The sequence below is a fragment of the Myxococcus sp. AS-1-15 genome (genome assembly GCF_020037055.1).
GTDB classification, from domain to species: domain Bacteria; phylum Myxococcota; class Myxococcia; order Myxococcales; family Myxococcaceae; genus Myxococcus; species Myxococcus fulvus.
In genome coordinates, this window is sequence record NZ_JAIQDF010000028.1 from 27,327 (window position 1) to 46,933 (window position 19,607).

The window sequence follows — 19,607 nt, forward strand, 5'->3', positions numbered from 1 at the left end:
GCCGGCGGGCGGCCCCCCGCACATGCGTTACATCCCATTCGATGCGCCACAGCCTCGTTCCGAGGAACCCGCGCGCCTGTCCGGCGACGGCGAGGTCGTGGGCGGCCGCTACCGCATCATGGAGTTCCTGGGGCGGGGCGGCGCGGGCACGGTGTGGCGCGCGCAGGACCTGCTGACGGGCCCGGTCGCCATCAAGCGGCTGCACAAGACGGTGGAGGACCTGGTGCGGCTGCCGCCGGGTGAGAACACCCCGTCCTCGGCGGCCCGGCACGAGCTGGCGCTGTCCCTGGCGCACGAGTTCCAGACGCTCGCCTCGGTGCGCCACCCGCATGTCATCAGCGTGCTGGACTACGGCTTCGACGCCGAGCACCGGCCGTACCTGGCCATGGACCTGCTGGAGGACGCGCGGCACCTGGTGAAGGCCGGCGCCCACCAGCCGCTCGACGTGCAGGTGGAGCTCTTGGTGCAGACGCTCCAGGCGCTCGCGTACCTGCACCGCCGGGGCATCATCCACCGGGACCTGAAGCCCGCCAACGTGCTGGTGGCGCGCGGCCAGGTGAAGGTGCTCGACTTCGGGCTGGCGGTGGGGCGCGAGCAGGTGCACCGCGCGCAGCCGGGCGGCACGCCGGGCTACCTGGCGCCGGAGCTGTTCGAGGACGAGCCGCCCTCGGAGGTGACGGACCTCTTCAGCGTGGGCGCCATGGCGTGCCAGATGATTTTCGGGCGGCTGCCCTTCGACGGGAGGGCGCCGGCCGCGCCCGCGGACTTCCCCGAAGCGCTGCACGCGGTGCTCGAGCGCATGGTGTCGAAGGACGCGCGCCAGCGGCCCCGGAGCGCGGACGAGGTGATTGCCGCGCTGTGCGCCGCGACGCGCCGGCCGCTGCCCGCCGAGTCCGTCACCACGCGCGAGAGCTTCCTGCAGGCCGCGCGCTACGTGGGCCGCGCGCGCGAGCTGTCGCTCCTGTCGTCCGTGCTGGACCAGGCGCTGCTGGGGCGCGGGGGCGGGCTCCTGGTGGGCGGGGAGAGCGGCGTGGGCAAGTCGCGCCTGCTCGACGAGCTGCGGCCCCTGGCGCTGGTGCGCGGCGCGGTGGTGCTGCGCGGCCAGGCGGTGGCGGCGGGCGGCAGTCCGTACCAGGAGTGGCGGCCGGTGCTGCGGTGGCTGTCCATCCTCACGCCGCTGGATGACCGCGAGGCGAGCGTCCTCAAGCCGCTGGTGCCTGATTTGGATGCGGTGCTGGGGCGGCCGGTGCCGGACCCTGCGGACCTGGGCGCGGAGATGGCGCAGGCGCGCCTGCTGCAGGTCGTGGAGGACATCTTCGCCCGGCTGACGCAGCCCACGGTGGTGCTCCTGGAGGACCTGCACTGGGCCCACGGGGAATCGCTGCTGCTGTTGTCCCGGCTGGCGGCGCGCGCCACCGGGTTGCCATTGCTGCTGCTGGGCAGCTTCCGCGACGACGAGGCCCCGGGCCTGCCCGCCCAGCTGCCCGCGCTGGACGTGCTGCGCCTGCCCCGGCTGGACGCGGGGGAGATAGCGGTCCTCAGCGAGTCGATGATTGGCCCGGCCGGCGCGCGGCCCCACCTGGTGGAGCTCTTGCGCCGCGAGACGGAGGGCAACCCGTTCTTCCTGGTCGAGGTGGCGCGGGCGCTGGCGGAGGAGGCGGGCGGGTTGGACCGGCTGGGCGACATGCCGCTGCCCGAGCGTGTCTTCGCCGGTGGCGTGCGGCGGCTGGTGCGTCGTCGGCTGGAGAAGGTGTCGGCCAGCTCGCGGGACCTGCTGCGCGTGGCGGCCATCGTCGGACGGCAGGTGGACGTGACGCTGCTGCGGCACGCGGCGCCCGGCGTGGACGTGGAGCGGTGGCTGTCCTACTGCGCGGGGGCGGCGGTGCTGGACGTGGCGGACGGGCACTGGAGGTTCGCGCACGACAAGCTGCGCGAGGGCGTGCTGGAGGAGCTGGCCGCCGCGGAGCGTCCCCTGCTGCACCGCCGCGTCGCGGAGGCGATGGAGGCGGCGTACGGCGAGGGCTCCGCGCGCACGGCGGCGCTCTGCTACCACTGGGGTGAGGCGGGCGACTTCGCGCGCGAGGTGGAGTACGCGCAGAAGGCCGGCGAGGAGGCCCTGCGGGTGGGCGCGTGCCGGGAGGCGCTGCCGTTCCTCGCTCGCGCGCTGGAGCGGGTGTCCCCGAAGGACGCGCTGCGGCTGGGCCACCTGGAGGCGCTGCTCGCCGAGGCGCGCTTCCAGCTGGGCGAGCTGGAGGCGTTCCGCGGCCACGCGGAGCGGGCGCTCAGGCACTTCGGCTGGCCGGTGCCGACGACGCGCGTGGGCTGGGCGGTGGGCACGCTGATGCAGATGGGGGTGCGGCTGGTGCAGAGCGCCCGGCCGGACGCGCAGGGCGTGGAGTCCGAGGAGCGGCGGCGCGTGCGGCGCGTGGCGGGGCGGCTGCTCATGCGGCTCACCGACGCGTTCATCTACGGGCAGGAGGCGCTGCCGGTGCTCTGGTCGGGCCTGCGCATGCTGAACCTGTGCGAGCCGGCGGGCGCGTCCCCGGAGCTGGCGCGCGGCTACACCAACATGGCGGTGGTGGCGGGCGCGGTGCCGGTGCGTCCGGTGGCCGAGGCGTGGGTGGGCCGCGCGCGCGAGGTGGCCGAGCGCGTGGGCAGCCCCGCGGACCTGGCCTACGTGCTGTGCCGCAACGCCGTGTACGCGACGTACATGGCGCGCTGGGCGGAGGTGGAGGCGTGGCTGGAGCGCGCCACGGGCATCGTCGACTCGGTGGGGGACCTGCGGCTGGCGGAGGAGTGCCGCGCGCTCTACACCGTGGTGGGGTGCTACCAGGGCAAGTTCCAGCGGGGGCTGCCGCTGATGGACTGGCTGGAGAACTCGGCGCGTCGGCGCGGGGCGCTCCAGACGCAGCACTGGGCGCTGCACTACCAGGCCCACATCCACCTGCGGCTGGGCGACCACCTGAAGGCGCGCGCGGCGCTGGAGCAGACGGTGGTGTGGACGGAGGCGCAGGGCGGCCTCACGGACCGCATCATCCTGGACGGCACGCTGGCGCTGGTGCGGCTGCGCGAGGGCGACGTGGCGGGCGCGCGCGCGGCGGCGGAGAAGGCGCTCGCCAAGCTCACCGCGGGCAAGTCGGTGGCGCACTTCGTCTACTTCGGCGTCACCGCGGTGGCGGAGGTGCTGCTCACGCTGTGGGAGCGCGACGGCGGCAAGGACACGTCCCTGGTGCGGGGCGCTCGCGAGGCGTGCCGCGCGGTGGAGGGCTTCGCCCGGGTGTTCTCCTTCGCCGAGCCCGCGGCGAAGCTGTGGCGCGGCTGTGAGGCGTGGCTGTCCGGCGATGCGCCGCGCGCGCACGCGGCGTGGCGCGACTGTGTGGCCTTGGCCATGGCGAAGGGCACGGCGTACGAGGAGGCCCGGGCGCGACTGGAGCTGGCGCGACACCTGCCCTCGGAGGACCCGTCGCGTGGGCCCCACCTGACACGGGCACTGGAGCGCTTCGAACAGATGGGCACGCGGGACGACGTGGCGCGCGCGAAGGTGCTACGAGGCTCGGGTGTCTAGTGGATTGAAGGCAGGGGATGTCCCGCTGGTGACGTGTCCGGACTGCGGCGGGACGCTGGTGTTCCACGGCCAGGAGGAGGAAGGGCGCCTGGCGTGGGGCTGGCTTCGCTGCGGTGGCTGCGGCGAGCCGTGGCCGGTGAAGCGGGGCCTGGCGCGGCTGTATCGCGAGGACGCGGTGCGCGGCACGGACCGGCTGATGCGCGTCATCTACGACGGGCTGCCCGCGCTGCATGACCCGCTGACCACGGTGCTCACGCCGCTCTTCCAGTCCGTCTCCGAGTCGAAGATGCGCGCGGGCTACCTGCGGCGGTTGGAGCTGGGCGCGCTCCGGCCGCACGCGGACGGCACGCCGCTGCGCATCCTGGAGGTGGGCGTGGGCGCGGGGGCGAACCTGCCGCTCATCCGCCGCGAGCTCGTCACCGGCCAGGAGGTGGAGGTGTGGGGCGTGGACCTGAGCGAGGGGATGCTGGGCCGCTGCCAGCAGCGCCTGCGCAAGGGGCGCTACCCGGGCGTGCGACTCTTGATGGCGGACGGACACACGCTGCCGTTCCGCGCGGGCCTGTTCGACCGCGTGCTGAGCGTGGGCGGCATCGGCAGCTACCGCGACCCGGCCGCGGGCCTGCGGGAGCTTGGCCGCGTGGCGAAGCCGGGCACGCCCGTGGTGGTGGTGGACGAGCAGCTGGACGCGGGCCGCCGCCCCTCGCTCTTCCAGCGCGCCGCCTTCCGGGCCATCACGTTCTACACGCGCGACGCGCACTGCCCCCGGGAGCTGTTGCCCTCGCGCGCCGAGGACGTGCTCGAGGAGCAGGTGTCGCCGTTCTTCTACTGCCTGCGCTTCCGGATGCCCGAGCCCGTCGCCGCGCCCGTCACGGGTTGAGCACCAAATCGAGCAGCCGCAGCGTCATGCCGCCGCTGTAGTCGATGGTGGCGCCGTTGAACCAGCCCGCCTCGTCGCCCACGAGCACGCTGACGAAGTCCGCCACCTCCTCCACCGTGCACATGCGCCCCGCGGGGTTCATCCGCGCGTGGGCCTCCTCCAGCCGGGCCAGCGCCTCGGGTGAGTACACGTGCTTGAGCGCGGGCGTGAGCACCGTGCCGAACTTGAGCAGGTTCACCCGGTGGCCCTTCGCGCCCAGCTCCAGCGCCAGGTAGCGCACGTACATCTCCAGCGCCGCCTTCGACGCGCTGATGAGCCCCGTGTTCGACAGGTGTGTCTCATCCAGGGAGTTCTGCAGGCCGAGCAGCCGCGCGCCCGGCGCCAGCATGTCCGCGGCCACCAGCGCCTGCGTCCAGTACACGAACGAGTGCGCCATGGTGTCGAACGTCCTGCGGATGCGCCGCGTGTGCAGCCGGTCCTCGCCCTCGGACAGGAAGCGCCCCACCGAGGCGCCCGCAATCGAGTGGACGAAGAGCTTCACCGAGCGCGGCCCCGCCACCTCCCGCAGCGCCAGGACGCCCGCCTCCGCCGCCTCGGGCGTGGACGCGTCCGCCTGCCACAGCCGCGCGCGCCGGCCCGCCTCCCGCACCTGCCGCTCCACCTGCGCCGCGTTGTCCGCGTAGCGCCCCCGGTGCACCCCGAAGACATCCAGCCCGGGCTTCTTCGCCACCGCGTGGGCAATCGCCGCGCCCGTGCCCGAGGAGACCCCCAGGATGAGCGCCCAGCGTCGCCCCTGCGTATCGGGGGGCTCCCCTTCCGAGTCCTTCATCTCACCACTGCCTTCCCTGCCACTCGCGCGGGGCTCCGGCCGCGTGCCCGGTCCAACAGCGCCTGCACGGCGCCCGCCACTTCCCCGTGCGCCTGCAACATCGACGCGCGGTCACCCGCGTCGAAGTCCGGCGCCAGGTGACGCGTGAGCGGCTCGCCCACCCACTGCGTCATCTTCACGGGGAAGGGCAGCGACAAGGGCCACACGCCCGTCGCCCCCACCCCCAGCCACAACGGCAGCCGCGCGGGCATCCCCACGCGCCGCCCCAGCGCATAGCCGTCGTTGAGCCCCAGGAATGCGTCATCCATGCCGCTGCCACCCACGGGGACGATGGGCAGCCGGTAGCGCACCGCCAACCGCAGATAGCCCAGCCGCTCGCCCCAGCTCACCCGGTAGCGGTGGCGGAAGCTGCGGCACCCCTCGCGTGTGCCACCCGGTTGCAGCAGCACATGCTCGCCCCGGGCCACCGCCTGGGCGAGCCGCGCGTCATCGCCGGTGACGAAGCCCAGCCCGTCCGCCACCGCGCGCATGCCGGGGATGCGGTCGAACGCACCGTGCGCCACGCCGTGCGGCAGGTAGCCCAGGCGCTCGTGCAGCGTCACCGTCAGCATGCACAGGTCCACCGCCAGGGGCCGCCCGTGGTAGCCGACGATGAGCTTCGCGCCGGGCCGGAGCAGCGGCTCCAGGTTCACCACCTCGTAGCGGTGGTAGCGCTGGAGGAGCTTGAAGAAGCCCAGCCACGTGGCGAGGGGCAGCCCCCCGGCGCGTCTCATCCCCCCACCTGGTACAGCACCGCGCCGTGCGCGACGCCCGCGCCCACGCCCACCAGCAGCACGCGGTCCTTTGGCTTCAGCCGCTTCGTGCGCCACAGCACGTCCAGACACGTGGGCAGGGACGCCGAGCCCACGCTGCCCAGCGTGTCCACCACGCGCACGCTGCGCCGGGCCTCCACGCCCATCGCGTCCAGCACCGCGTCCAGCATCCGCCCGTTGGGCTGGTGCGTCAGCACCCACTCCACGTCGCGCAAGGCCACCTTCGCCCCGTCGAGCACCTCGCGCGTCGCGCGCACCAGCGCGTCCAGCGCCACCCGCGTCATCTCCTTGCTGGGCGTCAGGAATCGCATCCGCTCCAGCCGGCCCGTCGCATGCGGGTTCTCCAGCACCACGTCCGTGGGCAGCGAGCCGTCGTTGCCCAGCGCCACGCCCAGCACGCCCTCGTCCGGGCGCCCCGTCCCCAGCACCGCCGCCGCCGCCGCGTCCCCCAGCACCAGGTAGGGCCGAGGGTCCTCCGGCGTCGTGGTGCGCGACAAGAGCTCCACCGACACGATGCCCACCGGCCCCAGCCCCGTCGCCACCGAGCGCGCCGCCAGGTCGAACGCGCTCAAAAAGCCCATGCACGCGTTGCTCAGGTCCATGGCGTCGCAGCTGCCCGACAGCCCCAGCGCCGCGGCCACCCGGTTCGCCGTGGCCGGCGTGGTGACGTCGCCGCCCATGGAGCTGACGCAGAAGATGCGCTTGAGCGCGCGCGCCGGAAGCCCCGCCGCGTCCAGCGCGCCTCGCAGCGCTTGCGCCGCCACGTCCGCGGCCTGGGTGCCCGGCGGCGCGAAGTGACGCGTGTGGATGCCCGTCTTGCGCATCACCTCGGCCACGTCCCGCCCCACGCGCGCGCACAGCTCCGCCGTCGTCACGGCGGGGCCCGGTCTCAGGCTCGCCGTGCCCAGGATTCTCACGGGAATCATGCGGCCTGCTGGCCTCCGCGGTGCCGGCCGTTCGGGCCACAGTGCGCGCGCATCTGCTCCCAGTGCGCCTTGAGCTCGGTGAGCCTCTCCGCCAGGGCTTCGTCCGTGGCGGCGCGCTCCAGGATGTCTCGCGCCTTGGTGAACTCCATCGCCGTCCTCAGCGGAGTGTCCGCTGACTGGATGTCGTAACTCACGTCCGCCATCAAGCTCTCCGCGTCGCCGCTGCGATGCAACAGCAACACACCGCTGGCGACCAGGTCCAGCGCCCTTGAGACAGGATTGAGATTCGCCAGGAAGCGGCCCGCGCGGGATTGCGGCATCCACGCCGGCTCGCGCACGCCGAAGGGGAAGATGTTGCTGGAGAACACGAGGTCCGCTCCCGCGCTCACCAGCACGTTCGCGGGCACCATGCTGGTGAAGGCCCCGTCCACGTAGCGTGCGGGAGGCACCACCGTGGGCGCCCACATCCCGGGCGCCGACCCGCTCGCGCGCACGGCCTGTGCCACGTGTCCGCGCTCCAGCGCCATGCACTCGCCGCGCGTCAGGTCCGTGGCCACGGGCAGGAAGTGGATGGGCAGCTCCTCCAGCCCCACGTCGCCCAGGTCCCCGGTCACCAGGTGCTCCAGCGAGTACGTGGTGACGACGGCCGCCATCGCCGCCAGCGACAGCCGACGGCGCATGGCCTGCTCCTCCAGGCGTCGCAGGCCCGACAGGCCATTGTGTCCATCCAGCGCCGTGCCACAGAAGTACGCTCCCACCAACGAGCCCATGCTCGAGCTGCTGATGAAGTCCACCGGCACGCGGTGCTCCACCAGCCAGCGCAAGATATGCACGTGGTAGAAGCCCCACACGCCGCCGCCGCTGAGCGCCAGCCCCACGCGCCGGTGGGTGATGGCCCGGGCCCAGCGCGACAGCGCGTCCCGCTCCGCGCAGCCCAGTCGCAGCGCCGCGAGCGGACGGTCGTCCACCTCCAGCCCCTCCAGTCGTCCCACGTCCAGCCTCAGCCGGCACGGCTGCAACACGTGCGTGCCCGCGCCGGGCCTGTCCTGGGGCCGCCCCTCCAGCGCGGCGCTCCGGGGCGGGCGCACCGGGTCGATGAGCACGGTGGGCAGCACCCGGCCTTTCGCCAGACGGAACTCGCGCGTGGGCTCGTGGCGCGGCACCAGGGCCACGTGCTTGTCCACCAGGAGCGCGCCCTCCGCCAGCTGGCACCCGTCGAGGAACACGTAGTGCAAGTCGCCCTCCCGGGCGAACTCGCGCAGGCGCTCCAGGCCCAGCCGTCCCGGGGCGCCGCGCTGGGGGGCGGGCACCCAGGCGCGCAGCACGCCGTCCGCGCCCTTCACCGGGGCGGGCTCGCACGTGCCCGGCTCCGCGGTGCGCACCAGCAGCACCCGGTCCTTGAAATCGTGGGTGATGACCTTGGCCACCAGCTCGATGAGCCGCGACAGCGGCGCGCCCGTCACCTCGCTGGAGAAGGTGACGACCTCCACGTGGGGCAGCGGGTCCGGCTGCGGGGGGGGCTCGGCGTGCGCCAACAAGCGCTTGAGGTCCTGTCTCAGGCCCGCGCGCGCGTGGACGAGCGCCCACACCGCGTCCCTGGGGAAGAACAGGCCCTTGCAGGCGGTGGCCGCGCGCGCGGTGACGGAGTAGTGGCCGCCCATCAACGCCTCGAACCCCAGCGGCGTGCCGGGGCCGAGCGTCAACAGGAGCTCACCGTCGCGGCGGGCCTCCAGCTCTCCCTCCAACAGCAGGAAGAAGCCGTGGGCCTCCTGGCCCTCCTCGCACAGCACCGTGTCCTGTGCCCAGGCGACGTCCCAGGCCAGGTCGAGCAGTTGGAGGAGGACGGTGTTGCTGGTGTGGCGCAGCGCGGGAGCGCGCTTGAGCGCATACAGCCGACGACGCTGGACGTCGAGGGGCATGGAGCGGGCCATGAATCGACGGAGGATAGCGAACCCTCCGGCGTGGGATATTGGGTCGTATCAGCCCCGCCATGGACATCAGGCGGGCTGCGGTCGGGGCGGCTCCGAGGGCGGCGGTGTGCCTCCGCCTGGAGGCCGTGCGTGCTCGTGCCGCTTGAGCAGCCGCGAGCGCGCGGACTCCACCACCGCGTACAGCACGGGGATGAAGATGAGGTTGACGAACGTGGACAGCAACATGCCGCCGAACACGGTGGTGCCCAGCGACTTGCGCGCCGCCGCGCCCGCGCCCGACGCGAGCACCAGCGGCACCACGCCCATCAGGAACGCGAAGGACGTCATCAGGATGGGCCGCAGGCGCGTGCGCGCCGACTCAATCGCGGAGTCCACCACGCTGCGGCCCTCGTGGCGCAGCTGCTCGGCGAACTCGACGATGAGGATGGCGTTCTTGCTCGCCAGGCCCACGAGCATGACCAGCCCCACCTGGCAGAACACGTCGTTCTGCAGGCCGCGCGCGTTCTGGAACGCGAGCGCCCCCAGCATGGCCACCGGCACGCCCAGCAGGATGACGAAGGGCAGGGCGAAGCTCTCGTACTGCGCGGAGAGCACCAGGAACACGAAGACGATGCCCAGCCCGAAGATGAGCAGCACGCGCCCTCCTGCCTCCTTCTGCTCCAGGGACAGGCCCGTCCACTCGAAGGTGTAGCCCTCCGGCAGCACGTCGCGCGCCGCGGCCTCCATGGCCTCCAGCGCCTGACCGCTGCTGGCGCCCGGCGCCGCCTGCCCGTTGATTTCCGCGGCGCGGTACAGGTTGTAGTGCTGGATGTTCTGCGCGCTGGTGATGGGCTTGATGCGCACCAGCGCCTCCAGCGGAACCATGTTCCCGGTGGCCGAGCGGACGTACAGCGCGCCGATGTCCTTGGGCTCGTTGCGGAAGGGCATGGCCGCCTGCACGTACACCCGGTACACGCGGCTGGCGAAGGTGAAGTCGTTGACGTACTGGCTGCCCAGGTACACCTGCAGCGTGGCGAACAACGCGTCCAGCGGCACGCCCAGGGACAGCGCCTTCTCGCGGTCCACCTGGATGTCGAGCAGCGGCGTGTTGGCGGTGAACGACGAGAACACGCCGCGCAGGATGGAGGCCTGGTTGGCCTTGCCCACCAGCTTCTCCGTGGTGCTGGCCAGGTCCGGCAGCGAGCGGCCACCTTGCTGGTCCTCGAGCACGAACTCGAAGCCGCCCACGCTGCCCACGCCGCGGATGGCGGGCGGCTGGAAGGGCAGCACGCGCGCCCCGCCGATGCCGAGCAGCGGCCCGCGCAGCCGCTCCACGAGCCCCGCCACGCTCTCCTCCTGCTTCTTCCTCTCGTCCCACGGGCGCAGGTTGACGAAGAGGGTGCCGTAGTTGGCGCCGGTGCCCAGGAGCGAGAAGCCGCCCACGGTGAAGGTGCCCGTCACCTCCGGCTGCTTGCGGATGATGTCCTCCGTCTGCAGCAGCACCCGCCGCGTGTAGTCCAGCGAGGTGCCCTCCGGGCCCTGCACCGCGATGATGAGGTAGCCCTGGTCCTCGTCCGGGATGAAGCCCGAGGGCGTGGCGCGGTACACCCACGCGGTGCCCAAGAGGCACAGGGCGAAGACGATGATGACCGGCCACTTCCACGGGCCGATGAGCTTGTGGAGCAGCCGCCCGTAGCCGTCGCGGAAGCGGTCCAGGCCCTGGTCGAACTTGCGGAAGAACAGCCACTTCTGGCCCTCGTGCGGACGCAGCAGCCGGGCGCACAGCGCGGGCGACAGCGTGAGCGCCACCAGCGCGGAGAGGCTGATGGAGAAGGCGAGGGTGAGCGCGAACTGGCGGTAGATGGCGCCGGTGGTGCCGGGGAAGAACGACACCGGGACGAACACCGCGGAGAGCACCAGGGCGATGGCCACCACGGCGCCGGCCACCTGGCGCATGCCCCGCTCGGTGGCCTCGCGCGGGCTGAAGCCCTCCTCCATGGTGCGCTCCACGTTCTCGATGACGACGATGGCGTCGTCCACCACGAGTCCCGTCGCCAGCGTCAGGCCGAACAGGGTGAGCGTGTTGAGCGAGAAGCCGAAGGCGCTGACGAACATGAACGTGCCGATGAGCGACACCGGCAGCGTGGTGGCCACCACCAGCACGCTCCTCCAGCCGTGCAGGAAGATGAAGATGACCAGCACGACGAGCAGCACCGCCTCGCCCAGCGTGACGAGCACCTCTTCAATCGACGCCTCCACCGCCGCGGTGGTGTCGAACGCCGTCGCGTACTCCAGGCCCGGTGGGAAGTTGCGCTTGAGCCGCTCGAGCTCCTGGACCACGCCGTCGCGCACTTCCAGCGCGTTGGAGCCCGGGAGCTGGAAGATGCCCAGGCCCACGGCGTCGCGGCCGTTGAAGCGCAAGAGCTGCGCGTAGTTCTCCGCGCCCAGCTCCACCCGGCCCACGTCCCGCACGCGCACCAGCGAGCCGTCCTGGCCCCGCTGCACGACGATGGCGCCGAACTGCTCCGCGGTGGCGAGCTGCCCCTGCACGCGCAGGGTGAACTGGTAGTTCTGTCCCGGCGGCGCGGGCTCCTGGCCCACCTGCCCGGCGCCCACCTGCACGTTCTGCGCGCTCAGGGCCGCGACGACGTCGGAGGCGCCCAGCTTGCGCCTCGCCAGCTCCGAGGGGTCCAGCCACAGGCGCATGGCCAAGCGACGCTCGCCGAAGATGCGCACGTCGCCCACGCCCTTCACGCGCAGGATGGCGTCGCGGATGTACACGTCCGCGTAGTTGCTCAGGAAGCCCGTGTCATAGCGGTCCTGCGCGTCGAACAGGCCGAAGGCCATGAGCAGCTGCGTCTGCGCCTTGTTGACGGTGATTCCCAGCGCGTTGACGGCCGCGGGCAATTGCGGCGACGCGGTGGAGACGCGGTTCTGCACGTCCACCGCGGCGATGTCCAAATCCCGGTCCTGCTCGAAGGTGACGGTGATGCTGCTCTGCCCGGTGTTGCTGCTGGTGGAGGAGATGTAGCGCATCCCCTGCACGCCGTTGAGCTGGCGCTCGAGCACCGTGGTGACGGCGCTCTCCACCGTCTCCGCGGACGCGCCGATGTAGTTGGCCGTCACCTGGACCTCGGGCAGCGACAGGTCCGGGTACTGCTCAATCGGCAGGCCGGGGATGGTGATGGCCCCGACGAGCGTGATGAGGATGGACAGCACGCTGGCGAAGATGGGCCTTCGGATGAAGAAGTCGGTGAACATGCCGTGCCCTCACTGCCCCGCGTCGGAGGCGCCGCCGACGCCCTGGCCCTCGGGCTTCGCGGGCATGGGCTTGATGGGCTGGCCATCCCTCAACAGCTGCAGGCCGCTCACGACCACCTGAGTGCCCCCGTCCAATCCCCCCGTCACCTCGTAGTCGTTGCCCGTCACGTCGCCCACCTCCAGCGGCGTGCGCTTCGCCACGGTGCCGCCGTCGGCGGACGCCACCACGTACACGAAGGACTGGCTGCTGATTTGAGTCACCGCCACCGTGGGCACGGTGAGCGCCTCGCGCGCCTGGTACACCAGCCGCGTGCGCACCAGCTCCCCGGCGCGCAGCCCCACGGTGTTGTCGAACGCGGCCTTCACCTCCACCAGCTGCGTCGTCGCGCTGGGCGTGGGCGCCACGAAGAACACGGGCGCGGACACCCGCACCTTCCCCTTCTCGTCCAGCACCTCCACCGGCGTCCTGCCCACCTGGACGACGCGCGCCCGGTCCACCGGCACCTGCACGGAGACCTCCAGCGCCTTGCTCTGGTCCAGCGACGTGAGCTGCGATTGGGGCGTGACGTAGTCGCCCACCTTCACCGGGATGTCGCCGACCACGCCGGCGAAGGGCGCGCTCACCTCGTAGAAGCCCAGCTGCACCTGCTGCGACTGGATTTGCGCTTCAATCGCCCGCGCGCTCGCCTCCGCCTGCTGCGCCTGCGCCACCGCCTGCTCGTAGTCCTGACGGCTCTGCAGTCCTTCCTTGAGCAGCTGCGCGCTGCGCTCGCGGGTGCGCCGGGCGAACTCGCGCTGGGCCAGCGCGGAGGCCTTCTGCGCCTTCGTGGCGCGCAGCCCCGCCTCTTCGCGGCGCGGGTCGACGACGAGCAGCACCTCGCCCTTCTGCACGCGGGTGCCGGGCCGCACCGGTATCGCCTGCACGTAGCCGGCGACCTGGGGATACACGCTGATGCTGCTGCGCGAGATGAGCGCGCCCACGTACTCGGCGGCGTCCTGCACCTCGTTGGGGGAGAGCGCCTGCACCTGCACGGGCATCACCGTGCCCGCGGCGGCCTGTCCCGCCTGCGGTCCGTCTTCCTTGCCCGAGCCCTTGCACCCCGAGAGCGTCAGGAGCATCGCGCCCGCCGCGCCCCATGTCCTCACCAGTCGCATGCCGCCTCCGCCAGGAACGCCTCGACGCGCGCCTGCTCCAACTCGAACTCGCGCACCACCAGGGCCAGCTCGGCCTGCCGCAGCGCCGCGGCCGTCTGGATGAGCTCCAGGCTGGTGCCGGTGCCCACCTCGAAGCTGCGCCGGGTGAGCCGGTCGTTCTCCTCGGCCAGCCGCTGCTCCTGCGACGAGATGTCCCGCGACGCCTGGGTGACCTCCACGCCGCGCCGCGCCCTGGCCACCTCCACCGTGACGGAGCGCTCCAGCTCCACCACCTGCTGGCGCGCCACCTCCGCCTCCGCGCGGGACTGCCGCAGCCGCCCCTCGCGCGCGCCGCCGTCCCAGAAGGGCAGCAGCAGGCTGGCGCCGATGTTCCAGATGGGGACGTTCACCACGTCGTCCTCCACCGTGAGCGCAATCGTCGTGCTCGTCAGCGAGAGCGACGGCGCGTACTGCGCCTTCACCGCGCTGACCTGTCGCTCGGCCACGGTGTGCCGCGAGCGCGCCGCCGCCAGGTCCGAGCGCCCGTCCACCGCCTCCAGCTGGCGACAGTCCTTCCTCGCGCCTCGCAGCAGGTCCTCCACGCTCACGCCCTTGGCCAGCCCCACCGCCTGGGGCATGCCCAGCGCCAGGCCGAGCCCCTCTCTTGCCTGCCTCAGGTTCTCGTCCCCGGTGACGACCAGGGCCCGCGCCGCCTCGGCGTCCTGCTGCACGCGCACCACGTCCAGCCGCGTGCCGGCGCCCAGCTCCAACCGCCGCTCCGCCAGGGCCAGCCGCTCCAGCGCGGTGCGCAGGTTGACGCGGTTGACCTCGGCCAGCCGCTCCTGCGCGGCCACCTGCACCAGCGCGCGGGCCAGCGCTCCGCTGAGCTGACGCCGGGTCTCCGCCAGGGACAGCGTCGCGGCGCGCTGGGCCTCGCGGGCGACGCGGCGCGCGCCGATGGCCTGGAAGTCGAGCAACGGCATGGACGCGGAGAGGAAGCCCACGACGGGCGGCTGGGTGGGCCGGAGGCCGTCTCCGTCGCCGGTGCCTCCGCCGACACCGCCGCCGATGCCACCGCCCACGCCGCCCCCCGCGCCGCCGCCGATGAACGTCGTCGCGTCCGGGTCCAGCACGTTGTACTGCACGCCCACGGTGCCGGTGACGGTGGGGAGCAGCCCCGCCAGCGCGATGCGCGCCTGTCCCGCGGCGGACTCCACCTGGGCCAGCGCCGTCCTCAAGTCCGTGGAGCGCTGCCGCACCAGCTCCAGCGCCTCGTCCCAGGACTTCATCTGGATGGGCGCGGGCGGTACCGGCGTCAGGAGCGGGTCCGACACCTCGGGCTGCGGAGGCTGGGGTGAGTCGTCACCCGAGGGGCCGGGCCCGGGCGTGCTCGGCGCCTGTGAGGGCGCGCCGGGATTCCGGGGCGGCGTCTGTTGTCCCTGGGCGGACGGCGGCTTCGCGGGGGCCTGGACGGGCAGCACCCGGGGCACGCGCTGGCGCGGCTGCGTCCGCTGTCGCACGGCGGGGCGTGGCCGGGCCTGGGCGAGCAACACGCCCGGCTCGGAGCCAGGGTGCGAAAGCAGGAGGACGAGCAGCAGGGCGTTCATATCGGGTGCCCTGAGGTAGGGGAGGCACCCGATACCGGCCACGTACCGTGGGGCGAGGCCCCTCCTGCCGGACAGAACCGGCGAGTGCCTGCTCAACAGTGGATGGAGCGGCGGGAGGCTTCGTCCGCGAGCGGTCCCGCGCCTCAGTGTCCTTGTTGGAGCATGGACAGACGTTGCTTCGCCGCGCGGCTCTGCGGGTCGAAGCGCAGCGCCTCCTCCAGGCGCTCGCGGCCTTTCTCCACCTGTCCCTGCACGACATAGACATCGGCCAGACGGATGAGGGCGTCGGGGTTGTAGGGCTGCAGGTCCAACGCCTTCTCGAACTCGCGCACCGCGGTGGTCAGGTCCTTGCGGCGCACCGCGAGCTGCGCGAGCAGCAGGTGCGGCTGCACCAGCCCGGACGTCTCCGGCTTGGAGGCCAGCGCCTCCACGGCGGACAGGCCGCGAGCGTCACCGAAGCTCGCGAGCGTCACCGCCGCCGCCTGACGGACCCAGAGAGACTCCGTCTGGAGCAGGGCGGCCAGGTCCTCGCTGGCCTCGCGTGCGTTCACCAGGCTCAGCGCCTCGATGACGTCCGTGCGCAGCTGGCTGTCCTGGGTGCTCTTGAGCGCGGCGCGCAGGGCGGGGATGGCCTCGCGCTTGTAGCGACGCACCAGCACCTTCGCCGCCGCGCCGCGCAGGGACGGGGCTTCGTTCGCATCCGCGAGCGTGGCCTCCAGCGCGGGGCGCCCCGTCTGGGCGGTCTTGTCGTCGAAGGCGTCCGCGAGCCGGAGGCGGCGCTCCTGTCGCTTCGCGGCGGCCGGCCACAGCTTCGTCATCGCCTGGGCCATGGCCTCCGGCGTCTGCTTGGTGTGGCAGGTGTTGCACGCGTTGGGGATGGCGTGGCGCGTGGTGTTCTGGGGCGCGGGGACGTCCAGCGCGTGGTCCGCGAACTTGTCGAGCACGCCGGAGACGACGGGCGGCATGTGACAGGCCAGGCAGTCCTGCGCCTCGCGCGAGGTGTGGCGCGCGTGCTGGGCGGCCCGGGCGAAGAGGTCCGCGTGGCACTGCTGACAGGTGGCCGAGCCGACGGAGACCTTCGTCTGGGACTTGTCCGGGAGGTTCAGCTCGTTGGGGGCGTTGGGCTCGTGCGGCGCGGTGTGGCAGGTGAGGCAGGTGGCGCCGCCCTTGAGATGACACGCGGACTGGATGAGGGCCTGGTACTCGAAGCTGGAGGTGCTGGGGCGGCCGTCGGTGAAGTAGTCGCCGGAGCGCTCGTTGCCGAGGAAGACGACGATGGGCTGGTAGAAGTCCTCGTAGCGCTGGCCGGGCTGGTAGCGGTGCGTGGTGTCGAGGATGGGGAAGAGCGGACGGCGCGGGCCGTGGCACTGCGCGCACACGGCGAAGCCCAACTCGTGGGACAGCTTGGACGGCTGGACGATGTCCTTGGGTTCCTGCGTGTCGGCGTGGCGCGCGCCCGGGCCGTGGCAGCTCTCGCACGCGACGCCCGCGTCGGTGAAGGCGGTGGTCCACGTGTGCTGGTCGCGGTCATAGCGCGCGTCGAGGCCGGTGACGTGACAGTCCAGGCACGCGTGCTGCGCGCTGCGGCGGAAGTTGGTCCAGAAGAACGGGTGCTCGGGCGTGAGCGCGCCCTGCTTGGTCTCCGAGTAGTCCACCCATTCGCCCTTGCCGGTGACGTGGTAGTAGACGGGCAGCACCTGCCAGCGTCCGTCGGGCATCACCGCGACGGGGTCCTGCATGCGCTTGCCGCCGATGACCCACTCCACGGGGAACTCGGCGAGCTGTCCGTCCGAGCCCTTGGTGCGCATGAAGTGGCGCTCGCCGTCGCGGCGCATCCACGCCTCGCTGGAGTCGCCCTTGAAGTGCGTGCGCTTCGCGTAGTCGCCCACCACGAACTCGCGCGTCCCGGGGGACAACGCGCGCGCGTGCCAGTCCTTGCCCCACGCGGCGTGCTCGTCCTCGTGGCACTCGCCGCACGCCTCCGAGCCCGCGTAGACACCGCGCGCGGGATGCGCGTCCTTCACCGCGGTGGGCGTCGCGCTCGCCTGGACCGCGGGGGCCAGGGTGGGGGTGGCGGTGGGCGTCGCGGCCCGGGGCACGGGAGCCGGGGCCGACGAGCCCGGTGAGCGCAGCGCGAGGGTGATGCCCGCGGCGGTGCCGAGCAGCGCGAGGAAGACGAGGACGAGCAGGACGGGACGGGCGGGGCGCATGGCGGGGCGGAGCCGTGAGCCTGCCCTTCGCGCCCTGTCATGACAAGCCGGGCTCCCGGGGATGGCGGGGCTTGGCCGCCCTCCTGGGTCGGGAGCTCCGGCGGTGGATGGGCCGGCGACGGGTGCTGTCAGTGGATTGCTCCTGCAGCCTGGCTGCTGGGTTTGTCTTCACCAGGGACGATGTTTGACTTCTCTCGTGGGTGCCCGTTTCGTCCCGGGCAGGGTTGACCCTGGCTCACCACGAGGGGAGGCTCGGGGGCGATGCTCAAGCTCCAGTGGCTCCAGGTCCACCGTTTCCGCGCCGTGAAGCCCGGCACGCGGCTGTCGTTCAGCCCGTCCTTCAACGTGCTGCTGGGACGCAACGGCACGGGGAAGACGCTGCTGCTGGACCTGGTCGCCGCCGTGGCCAGCTCGGACTTCACCACGCTCGCGGCGGAGCCGTTCGACCTGGAGTACGCGCTCGCCGCGGACACCGGCCACATCACCGTGCGGGTCCGCAACGAGCCGGTGCCTCCCCAGAGCGGGCCCGTGGCGGCCGGGCTCTTCATGGACATCGTCGTCTCGCCGCGCGACATGGCCTGGCCGCTGGTCATCCACCGCGAGGGACTCCAGGTCACCGTCTCGCGCGAGGACGACGCGTCGCTCGTCGTGCAGGAGCGCCTGGCGCCGGAGGTCGCCGGCCGCCTGTGGCTGGTGCTCATGTCCGGAGGCATCGCCTGGGTGGAGAAGACCGGCGAGGGGTCCGCCACCGTGGAGCCGCTGCTCGCCATGGCGCGCGAGGTGTCCGCGCTCGCGGGGCTGAGCCGCTTCGACGAGGGGCTCGCGTACTTCGAGCAGCTCTACCAGGTCGAGCTGCGCCTCTCGCGGCGCGCGGAAGGTGTGCTGGCCACCGGCATGGGGCTCGCGTCCGAGGCGCTCCTGGACGGCCTGCGCCGGCTCGCCGCCGCCCAGTGGGGCTCACCGCGCTACGTCGTCCCGTCGGACGCGGTGCCCTTCCTGCGCGACGCGGCCAGGCTGCTGGGCTTCACCTCCGCGGAGGCGGTGCTCGTGCCCGTGGAGGCCCCGCCCGAGGGCAAGTACGAGTCGCTGACGCTCGGTGGGCTGGAGCTGGACTTCCTGGGCCCCGCGGGGACGCGCGTGTCGGCGCGGCACCTGGGCCATGGCCAGAAGCGGCTCCTGGCGCTCCAGCACTACCTGGCCCGGGCGCGCGCGGTGGTGGTCGCCGACGAGGTGGCCCACTCGCTCCACCCGCAGCTGGTGCGGGCCAGCGTGGAGCCCCTGAAGGGCCGGCAGAGCTTCTTCACCAGCCAGAGCCCGGGCCTGATGGACCTCTTGTCCTTCGACTCGGCGGACCAGGTGCGCTCGAGCCTGGTGCTGTGCCGCCGCGACGAGGCCACCGGCCTCTTGTCCTGGGAGAACCCCTCCCCGGAGGCCGCCGAGCGCCTGTTCACCGCCACCGCCGCCACGCCCGGCCAGCTGGGCACGCTGCTGCAGACGCAGGGGCTCTGGTAACCCCGGGACGCCCGCACGCACGCCGGGCGTCCGCGAGTCGACAGCCGGCGCAACGCGGCAAGACTGTTGCCATGTCGCGTCACGCCCTGGCCTATCCTGCTCGCAGGTGGGGAGGGAACCGCGATGCCGATGCTGTCCGTGAATGGAACCGAGTTGCATTACGAGGATACGGGTGGCTCGGGCGAGCCCATCCTCTTCAGCCATGGGCTCCTGTGGAGCACGCGGCTGTTCGACCCGCAGGTGGACGCGCTGCGAGGGCGCTACCGGTGCATCGCGTATGACCACCGGGGGCAGGGCCGCAGCGCCGTCCCCGACGTCAGCGCCATCGACATGGAGACGCTGTACCTGGACGCGGTGGGGCTGTTGGAGCAGCTCGACGTGGGGCCGTGTCACTTCGTCGGCCTGTCGATGGGCGGCTTCATCGGGATGCGCATCGCGGCGCGGCGGCCGGAGCTGTTGCGCTCGTTGACCTTGATGGAGACGTCCGCGGACCCGGAGCCGCTGGCCAACGTGCCGCGCTACACGCTGCTCAACCTCATCGCCCGGCTGGCCGGCCTGCGCCCGGTGGTGGACCCGGTGATGCGCATCATGTTCGGCCGCAACTTCCTGACGGACCCGAACCGCGCCGAGGAGCGGGCGCTGTGGCGGGCGCGCCTGTTGGAGAACCGCCGCGACATCTGGCGCGCGGTCAACGGGGTGATTCGTCGCAACGCGGTGTCGCACGAGGTGCCGAGCATCCGCGTGCCCACGCTCATCGTGGTGGGCGAGGAGGACGTGGCCACCGTCCCGGCGAAGGCCGAGCGGCTCCACCAGCTCATCCCCGGCTCGAAGCTGGCGCGGCTGCCGCGAGGCGGGCACTCGTCCACGGTGGAGGAGCCCGCGCTCGTCAACGCGGCGCTCGGCTCCTTCCTGGAGTCGCTGGAGCGCCCGCACGTGTCGCCTCGCGTGGGACTGGGCTGAGACG

At 72.7% G+C, this 19,607-nt stretch carries 12 protein-coding genes; 4 read left to right on the forward strand and 8 right to left on the reverse strand.

Annotated features, from left to right (window positions below; translation table 11 throughout):
- Nucleotides 1–22 precede the first annotated feature (22 nt).
- Both K8625_RS42050 and K8625_RS42055 read left to right on the forward strand, forming a co-directional pair.
- Nucleotides 23–3,565 (forward strand): serine/threonine-protein kinase, encoded by a 3,543-nt coding sequence (locus tag K8625_RS42050; RefSeq protein ID WP_223785885.1) that lies wholly within the window; start codon nt 23–25, stop codon nt 3,563–3,565.
- On the forward strand, nt 3,558–4,442 hold the full coding sequence (locus K8625_RS42055; RefSeq protein ID WP_223785886.1) for a methyltransferase domain-containing protein: 885 nt from the start codon (nt 3,558–3,560) through the stop codon (nt 4,440–4,442). The genes K8625_RS42050 and K8625_RS42055 overlap by 8 nt, the downstream gene beginning before the upstream one ends.
- On the opposite strand, the gene K8625_RS42060 is transcribed toward K8625_RS42055, so the two are convergent.
- The 8 genes from K8625_RS42060 to K8625_RS42095 all read right to left on the reverse strand — a co-directional run bounded on the left by K8625_RS42060 (nt 4,432) and on the right by K8625_RS42095 (nt 17,131).
- Complete coding sequence (locus tag K8625_RS42060) at nt 4,432–5,271, reverse strand: SDR family NAD(P)-dependent oxidoreductase (RefSeq protein ID WP_223750871.1); 840 nt, start codon at nt 5,269–5,271, stop codon at nt 4,432–4,434. The genes K8625_RS42055 and K8625_RS42060 overlap by 11 nt on opposite strands.
- Complete coding sequence (locus K8625_RS42065) at nt 5,268–6,044, reverse strand: lysophospholipid acyltransferase family protein (protein ID WP_223750872.1); 777 nt, start codon at nt 6,042–6,044, stop codon at nt 5,268–5,270. The genes K8625_RS42060 and K8625_RS42065 overlap by 4 nt, the downstream gene beginning before the upstream one ends.
- Nucleotides 6,041–7,009: a 3-oxoacyl-ACP synthase III family protein gene (locus K8625_RS42070; RefSeq protein WP_223750873.1), complete on the reverse strand. Its 969-nt coding sequence runs from the start codon at nt 7,007–7,009 to the stop codon at nt 6,041–6,043. Before K8625_RS42070 ends, K8625_RS42065 begins: the two co-directional genes overlap by 4 nt.
- Nucleotides 7,006–8,928 (reverse strand): patatin-like phospholipase family protein, encoded by a 1,923-nt coding sequence (locus K8625_RS42075; RefSeq protein WP_223785887.1) that lies wholly within the window; start codon nt 8,926–8,928, stop codon nt 7,006–7,008. The genes K8625_RS42070 and K8625_RS42075 overlap by 4 nt, the downstream gene beginning before the upstream one ends.
- A 78-nt stretch (nt 8,929–9,006) precedes the next feature.
- The gene (locus K8625_RS42080; RefSeq protein WP_223785888.1) at nt 9,007–12,180 is read right to left on the reverse strand and encodes an efflux RND transporter permease subunit; all 3,174 of its coding nucleotides are present in this window, start codon (nt 12,178–12,180) and stop codon (nt 9,007–9,009) included.
- 9 nt (nt 12,181–12,189) lie between these two features.
- Nucleotides 12,190–13,335 (reverse strand): efflux RND transporter periplasmic adaptor subunit, encoded by a 1,146-nt coding sequence (locus K8625_RS42085; RefSeq protein ID WP_223785889.1) that lies wholly within the window; start codon nt 13,333–13,335, stop codon nt 12,190–12,192.
- Nucleotides 13,323–14,921: a TolC family protein gene (locus tag K8625_RS42090; RefSeq protein ID WP_223785890.1), complete on the reverse strand. Its 1,599-nt coding sequence runs from the start codon at nt 14,919–14,921 to the stop codon at nt 13,323–13,325. The genes K8625_RS42085 and K8625_RS42090 overlap by 13 nt, the downstream gene beginning before the upstream one ends.
- A gap of 143 nt (nt 14,922–15,064) precedes the next feature.
- Nucleotides 15,065–17,131 carry a tetratricopeptide repeat protein gene (locus K8625_RS42095; RefSeq protein ID WP_223785891.1) on the reverse strand — a complete coding sequence of 689 codons (2,067 nt, stop codon included), beginning with the start codon at nt 17,129–17,131 and terminating at the stop codon, nt 15,065–15,067.
- Nucleotides 17,132–17,392: 261 nt separating this feature from the next.
- Between K8625_RS42095 and K8625_RS42100 the strand changes: the two genes are divergently transcribed.
- Nucleotides 17,393–18,643: a hypothetical protein gene (locus tag K8625_RS42100; RefSeq protein WP_223785892.1), complete on the forward strand. Its 1,251-nt coding sequence runs from the start codon at nt 17,393–17,395 to the stop codon at nt 18,641–18,643.
- Between the two features lie 123 nt (nt 18,644–18,766).
- Complete coding sequence (locus tag K8625_RS42105) at nt 18,767–19,603, forward strand: alpha/beta fold hydrolase (RefSeq protein WP_223750880.1); 837 nt, start codon at nt 18,767–18,769, stop codon at nt 19,601–19,603.
- The last annotated feature ends 4 nt before the right edge of the window (nt 19,604–19,607 follow it).

What these genes read in the sequence shown, in the direction of transcription:
- K8625_RS42050 (WP_223785885.1), top strand. Translation starts at nt 23, where the DNA reads ATGCGTTACATCCCATTCGATGCGCCACAGCCTCGTTCCGAGGAACCC.
- K8625_RS42060 (WP_223750871.1), bottom strand. Translation starts at nt 5,271, where the DNA reads ATGAAGGACTCGGAAGGGGAGCCCCCCGATACGCAGGGGCGACGCTGG.
- K8625_RS42065 (WP_223750872.1), bottom strand. Translation starts at nt 6,044, where the DNA reads ATGAGACGCGCCGGGGGGCTGCCCCTCGCCACGTGGCTGGGCTTCTTC.
- K8625_RS42070 (WP_223750873.1), bottom strand. Translation starts at nt 7,009, where the DNA reads ATGATTCCCGTGAGAATCCTGGGCACGGCGAGCCTGAGACCGGGCCCC.
- K8625_RS42075 (WP_223785887.1), bottom strand. Translation starts at nt 8,928, where the DNA reads ATGCCCCTCGACGTCCAGCGTCGTCGGCTGTATGCGCTCAAGCGCGCT.
- K8625_RS42080 (WP_223785888.1), bottom strand. Translation starts at nt 12,180, where the DNA reads ATGTTCACCGACTTCTTCATCCGAAGGCCCATCTTCGCCAGCGTGCTG.
- K8625_RS42085 (WP_223785889.1), bottom strand. Translation starts at nt 13,335, where the DNA reads ATGCGACTGGTGAGGACATGGGGCGCGGCGGGCGCGATGCTCCTGACG.
- K8625_RS42090 (WP_223785890.1), bottom strand. Translation starts at nt 14,921, where the DNA reads ATGAACGCCCTGCTGCTCGTCCTCCTGCTTTCGCACCCTGGCTCCGAG.
- K8625_RS42095 (WP_223785891.1), bottom strand. Translation starts at nt 17,131, where the DNA reads ATGCGCCCCGCCCGTCCCGTCCTGCTCGTCCTCGTCTTCCTCGCGCTG.
- K8625_RS42100 (WP_223785892.1), top strand. Translation starts at nt 17,393, where the DNA reads ATGCTCAAGCTCCAGTGGCTCCAGGTCCACCGTTTCCGCGCCGTGAAG.
- K8625_RS42105 (WP_223750880.1), top strand. Translation starts at nt 18,767, where the DNA reads ATGCCGATGCTGTCCGTGAATGGAACCGAGTTGCATTACGAGGATACG.